Genomic DNA, 5,735 nt, shown 5'->3' with positions numbered 1-5,735 from the left:
GATAGTGTAACCGCGGCCGAGCAGTTGCCGCGCGCGCGGCATGTCCCCCTCGGCCAGCGCCCGGCGCACCTGGGTACTGCTCACGCGCTCCCCGGCGATCTTAAACACCGGCGGTTGCACCACGGTAAACCCGTAGCGCGATCCCAAGGCCACCAGCATCCCATAATCGCCTTCGCGTCCCTTGCCGAAGCGAAAATCATCGCCGGCCACCACGCTCCGCACCCCGAGCCCGGACACCAAGATCTGTTTCACGAATGCCTGTGCCGGCAGCTCCGCGAACGCTTGGTCGAAACGCAGGCAAACGAATCGATCAATATCCTGAGCTTTCAAAAGCTCGTACTTTTCCCGTAGCCGCGTCAAGCGCGGCGGGGCGGCGTCAGGCTGGAAGTACTCCTGGGGTTGCGGTTCGAAGACGATCACCGCGGTCGCCAAACCGAGGCGCTTCCCAACCCGTTTGATCTCGGAGCAAACGGCTTGATGGCCCAAGTGCACGCCATCGAAATTTCCAACGCTGGCCACGCACCCGCGCTGCCTTGGCGGCAGGTCCGCGATTCGCCGGATCAATTCCATCGCCGCACGTACTGCGATTATACCGAGGGGTGAAACGCGCGCATATGTTCCCACCGCAGTCCACCCACCCACAACGCGCCCGCATACACGAGCCCCGCCGAGGCGATCAATGCGAGCAGCCGTAGCGCCCGCTCGGTGGCGGTCCAATGGTGCCAATCGCCGATCTCCCCGCGGCCGAGCAGCAACAACAGGGTCATGAGCGCCGCGGCCACGATCACACGCGTGAGAAACATGCCCCATCCGGGAAGCGGCCGGTAAATGTTGGCTTGATGCAAACCACGGTACAACAAGGCCGCGTTAATATAGGCGCTGAGCGAAGTCGCCAGCGCCAATCCCGCATGCGCCAGCGGCCAAATGAGCACCGCGTTGAGCAGTATATTCGTCAGCATGGCGATCACACCCACACGGACCGGGGTGCGGGTATCTTGCCGGGCATAATATCCCGGCGCGAGCACCTTGATTAATACGAAAGCGAGAAGTCCGAAAGCAAAGGCGATGAGACTGCGCGTGGACATCTCGACATCGTGTGCGCTGAATTCACCGTATTGGAAAAGCGTGCACAGCATGGGGCCCGCGAGGAGCGCAATGCCGAGCGCCGCCGGCACAGCGATGACAAGCACGCACCGCAGCGCCCAATCGAGGGTGCCGGCGAACGACTCGGCTGAGCCGCAGATGTGCTTGTCAGCGAGGCTCGGTAAGATAACCGTCGCCAACGCGACCCCAAACACCCCCAGGGGAAACTCCACCAGCCGGTCCGAATAGTACAGCCATGAGACGCTCCCGGTGATTAAAAACGACGCGAGCAAGGTGTCTATAAGGAGATTGATCTGGGTCACCGAGACCCCGAAAATCGCGGGTCCCATCAGCGTCAGTATACGCCGGACGCCTTCATCGCCGCGTTTGATGCGCGGCCGCGGGAGCAGTTTCAGCGGTAGCAAGAACGGCAGTTGAAATAACAACTGCACCGCGCCGCCCACGAAAACCCCCCAGGCCAAGGCCACGACCGGCTGCTGCATATGGGGCGCGAGCCAGATCGCCGCGCCGATGATGCTGAGGTTCAAAAACGCCGGGGTAAAAGCCGGCACGGCAAAACGGCCGTAGGTCTGCAAGATACCGGAAGCGAACCCCGCGAGCGAGATAAACAGCAAATACGGAAAGGTGATCTTGAGCATGTCGACGGTCAGCGCGTACTTGTCCGGATTGGCCGTAAATCCGGGAGCAAACACCAGCACCAGAACGGGCGCCGAGACAATGCCGACCACGGTCGCTAATCCCAGCCACCCGGCGAGGACGCCTGCGGTGTGATCGACGAGATGTTTGGTCTCCGCTTGCGTTCGCTGGTTTCGGTATTCTGACAAGACCGGCACGAACGCTTGTGCGAAGGCCCCTTCCGCGAACAGGCGCCGAAATAGATTGGGGATGCGAAACGCCACAAAAAACGCGTCTGCCACGAAACCCGCGCCGAAGAGCGTCGCGACGACCATGTCGCGCATGAACCCCAACACGCGCGAGATCACGGTCATACTCCCCACGGTCGCGGTGGAACGAAATAAGCGTATGCTCAGCGTGTCGCCCCTGAAATCAATTTTACTTCGCGGGCGGGGTTATGAACCCCGCCCTTGACCAAAGGGGAGAGTTGCACTACTCCCCTTTGGAAACCCCAATGCTAAAGTGCCCGCCGTGAACGGCGGGGTATTCAAAATTAATGGCTGCTCACAACGATAGCACAGGAAACCGGCGGGCAGATATCGCCGTCATTGACATCGGTTCGTGGAATACGCATAGTTCCGCCCCCGTTTAACTGCTATTGGAGATCAGGTTGGCTAATTGTCCCTCTGCTCGCAAACGCGCCCGGCAAGCCGAGAAACGCCGGGCGAGCAACGTCAGCCGGCGCTCCCTGCTGCGTTCGATGATCAAGAAGGTCGTGCGCGCGATTCGGCAAAACGACAAGGACGGCGCTACCGCGAACTATAAGGCGGCGGTGCCCATTATCGATCGCATGGCGACCAAGCGAATCATTCGTAAGAACAAGGCGGCGCGGCATAAAACGCGGCTGCATCTCGCGATCCGCGCCTTGGGGTAGCGCGCCAACTCGGGTTTCCGCCAGCGGAAATCTACTCGAGAACTACGAGGTTATCACGGTGGATGAGTTCCGGCTCGTCCACGTAGCCTAGAACGCTCTCGATGCGGTCGCTCGGTTGGCCTCTAATCTTCGCCGTCTCCTGCGCGGAGTAATTGATAAGGCCGCGCGCGATCTCCCGCCCCTCGGGGTCCACGCAACTGACCAATTCACCGCGCCCGAAGTCGCCTTCTACCGCGGTCACGCCCACGGCCAGCAGGCTCCGTCCGGCCTTAAGCAGCACGCGCGCAGCACCCGCATCCAAGACCAAGCGGCCGCGTGGTTTCAGGCTCCCGGCGAGCCACTGTTTGCGGGCCGCCAGCGGACTCTCGCCGGGGACCAGCAAAGTACCCGTCTGCGCACCGGCGGCGATCCCGAGCAGGACCTCGGGCGTATGGCCCGACGCGATGATGGTCGCCGTACCGGAACGTGCCGCGAGCGCCGCCGCCGTGAGTTTCGTCCGCATACCGCCGCGTCCGAGCCGGGTGCCCTCTCCCGCCATGGCGTCCAGCTCGGGATCGCCGGCACATGCCCGCGAGATGAGCCGGGCTTGCGGAGCGGCGCGCGGATCGCGTTCGTGTAAGCCCTCCTGATCGGTCAGGATCACGAGTAGCGTCGCCTCGATGAGATTAGACACCAGCCCCGCGAGCGTATCGTTGTCGCCCACCCGGATCTCTTCGGTGGCCACGGTATCGTTCTCGTTAACCACCGGTACGACCCGCAGCGCCAAAAGCGTGCGCAGCGTGCTACGGGCGTTCAGATAGCGCTGCCGGTGCGCCAAGTCCGCATGGGTCAGGAGCACTTGTGCCGTGTGCAAGCCATGACGCTGAAAACACGCTTCGTAGGTCTGGATGAGCCCCATCTGGCCGATGGCCGCGGCGGCCTGAAGCTTGTGCAGGGCGTGCGGCCGGCTTGCCCAGCCGAGCCGGACCACGCCTTCGGCGACGGCGCCCGATGTCACCACCACGATCTCGCGCCCTTGGCGGCAGAGCACCGCCATCTGCGCCACCCAGACCCCGAGGGATTCGGCGCGCAGACCCGCGCCATTATTGGTGGCGAGCGAGCTACCGATCTTAACCACCCAGCGCCTGGAGGCGCCGAGGTCTGTTCTCTCCGGTCCCGTGCTCATTGTTGCGCGCACGCCGCGGCTTGCCCCGATTCGCTCAGTGCGTCCAGCCGCGTTTGGATCGCATAGACGAGCGCCGGACAACCTTCCCCGCTCAAGGCAGAGATCTCGAACACCGGCCCGGTCCACGCCAAGGCCGCGACGATTCCTCCAGCGCATGCTTTGCGATCGGCGTCCGGCAGCAAATCCACTTTGTTGAGGACCAACCAGCGCTCTCGAGCATAGAGCTGGTCGCTGAACTTAGCAATTTCCTCCTCCACCGCCCGGATCCTGGCGACGATGTCCTCCACTCGATCCGGGGTCCCGATATCGACCACATGCAATAGCAGCCGGGTACGCGCTAAATGCTTCAAGAACCGCACGCCGAGGCCCGCGCCCTCGCCCGCCCCTTCGATGAGACCCGGCACATCGGCGATGACGAAACTGCGTTCGCTATCGACGCGCACCACACCGAGTTGCGGATAAAGCGTCGTGAAAGGATAGCCGGCGACTTTCGTGCGCGACGCCGACACCGCTCGAATGAGACTCGATTTTCCGGCATTCGGCATGCCCATGAGGCCCACATCCGCCAGTAGTTTGAGCTCGATGCGTAAATTGCGGGCTTCGCCCGGTTGGCCATGGGTGATCTTGCGCGGCGCGCGGTTGGTACTGCTCTTAAAGCGCGTATTCCCTATACCGTGCAGGCCGCCCCGCGCCACCACGAGGCGTTGCTTGGGAGCCACGAGATCGCCTAGCAACTCGTCGCTGTCGGCGTCGTAAACCACTGTCCCCGCGGGGACCCGGACGATGCAATCGGCGCCGGCACGTCCCGAGCAGTCCTTACCCATGCCTGCTTGCCCGTTTTGCGCGCAAAACCGGCGCTTATAACGAAATCCCACGAGCGTGTTCAGGCCCTCGGCGACTTCCAGAACGACATGGCCGCCATCCCCGCCATCCCCCCCGTTCGGGCCTCCGAAGGGGATGAACTTCTCACGGCGAAAGCTCAGGCAACCGTTCCCCCCGGCCCCCGCCTCGACGCGGATCCGCGCTTCATCGACAAATTTCACCGATCATCCACCGCAGCAAAAAAAACCCCGTCCGGGACGGGGCTTTCGAGCGCGCCAACGCGCCGCGTTATTGCGGCATTACGCTCACATAAGTACGGGTCCTTGGCCCCTTCAGTGCGAAGACGACCCGTCCCGGTGCCAAGGCAAACAGCGTGTGGTCGCGGCCACATCCCACGTTCACTCCGGCGTGAACGCGGGTCCCGCGCTGCCGGACGAGAATGTTGCCCGCTTCGACCCATTGTCCCCCAAAGCGCTTGACCCCGAGCCGTTTCGATTCGGAGTCCCGGCCGTTACGCGTGCTGCCGCCCGCCTTTTTATGTGCCATCGTGTTACAACGCTCCGTTAGCCATGCATTTCCGGCGAACCGCGGATGGACCGAATCGTAAGCTCCGTGAGGTTCTGCCGATGCCCCATCTGCTTACGGTAGTGCTTGCGGCGCTTGAATTTAACGACCATGATTTTCGTACCGCGCGGTTGCGCGGTGATTTCCGCCTCGACCACTGCACCGTTGACCACGGGCGTACCCAAGGTCACCTGCGCGCCGTCCTTGACCAGTAATACCTCGCGCAGCTCCACGCTCGCGCCCACATCGCCCGCGATGCGTTCGACCAAAATTGTATCTTTTTCTTGAACCGCGTATTGCTTACCGCCTGTCTTGAGCACCGCTAGCATGGTCAATTCCCCGTCACCGTGATCCCATCGTTCCGTTACCGAATGGGTGGGCAATTCTACGAAATCCGCGCGCAGCGCACAAGCAAGAGTCTATTCCAATGCAAGATGAGTCTGAAGGGAGGGCTTATTTCTAATACAAGATGAGTCTGAAGTAAGGCGGCGACTGTTCATGATGGGAGGATGAAGACCATCATGAACGACG

At 62.2% G+C, this 5,735-nt stretch carries 7 protein-coding genes; 1 reads left to right on the top strand and 6 read right to left on the bottom strand.

The window, feature by feature from the left end:
- Window positions 1-564, bottom strand: a 564-nt coding sequence (locus tag M3436_18770) for a bifunctional riboflavin kinase/FAD synthetase (protein MDQ3566040.1), incomplete at its 3' end; no start/stop codon positions are given.
- Between the two features lie 23 nt (window positions 565-587).
- Entirely contained in the window at window positions 588-2,093 is a 1,506-nt protein-coding gene (murJ, locus tag M3436_18765; GenBank protein ID MDQ3566039.1) for a murein biosynthesis integral membrane protein MurJ, read from the bottom strand.
- Window positions 2,094-2,389: 296 nt separating this feature from the next.
- Between murJ and rpsT the strand changes: the two genes are divergently transcribed.
- Complete coding sequence (gene rpsT, locus M3436_18760) at window positions 2,390-2,653, top strand: 30S ribosomal protein S20 (GenBank protein MDQ3566038.1); 264 nt, start codon at window positions 2,390-2,392, stop codon at window positions 2,651-2,653.
- 31 nt (window positions 2,654-2,684) lie between these two features.
- Here rpsT and proB read toward each other — a convergent pair whose 3' ends face one another.
- The 4 genes from proB to rplU form a co-directional block, all read right to left on the bottom strand.
- Window positions 2,685-3,818, bottom strand: a complete 1,134-nt coding sequence (proB, locus tag M3436_18755) for a glutamate 5-kinase (GenBank protein ID MDQ3566037.1) — start codon at window positions 3,816-3,818, stop codon at window positions 2,685-2,687.
- Window positions 3,815-4,861, bottom strand: a complete 1,047-nt coding sequence (obgE, locus tag M3436_18750) for a GTPase ObgE (GenBank protein MDQ3566036.1) — start codon at window positions 4,859-4,861, stop codon at window positions 3,815-3,817. The genes proB and obgE overlap by 4 nt, the downstream gene beginning before the upstream one ends.
- Window positions 4,862-4,928: 67 nt before the next feature.
- Window positions 4,929-5,186, bottom strand: a complete 258-nt coding sequence (gene rpmA, locus M3436_18745) for a 50S ribosomal protein L27 (protein MDQ3566035.1) — start codon at window positions 5,184-5,186, stop codon at window positions 4,929-4,931.
- A gap of 17 nt (window positions 5,187-5,203) precedes the next feature.
- Window positions 5,204-5,533 (bottom strand): 50S ribosomal protein L21, encoded by a 330-nt coding sequence (gene rplU / locus M3436_18740; GenBank protein ID MDQ3566034.1) that lies wholly within the window; start codon window positions 5,531-5,533, stop codon window positions 5,204-5,206.
- Between the last annotated feature and the right edge of the window lie 202 nt (window positions 5,534-5,735).

The sequence above is a fragment of the Pseudomonadota bacterium genome (assembly GCA_030859565.1).
Classification (GTDB): Bacteria; Pseudomonadota; Gammaproteobacteria; order JACCXJ01; family JACCXJ01; genus USCg-Taylor.
The sequence above is the reverse complement of the archived record's forward strand: the minus strand, read 5'-3'. Positions and strand labels throughout refer to the sequence as shown.

Excerpts from the sequence above, each read along its gene's own strand:
- murJ (MDQ3566039.1), bottom strand. The coding sequence starts at position 2,093 with ATGACCGTGATCTCGCGCGTGTTGGGGTTCATGCGCGACATGGTCGTC.
- proB (MDQ3566037.1), bottom strand. The coding sequence starts at position 3,818 with ATGAGCACGGGACCGGAGAGAACAGACCTCGGCGCCTCCAGGCGCTGG.
- rpmA (MDQ3566035.1), bottom strand. The coding sequence starts at position 5,186 with ATGGCACATAAAAAGGCGGGCGGCAGCACGCGTAACGGCCGGGACTCC.
- rplU (MDQ3566034.1), bottom strand. The coding sequence starts at position 5,533 with ATGCTAGCGGTGCTCAAGACAGGCGGTAAGCAATACGCGGTTCAAGAA.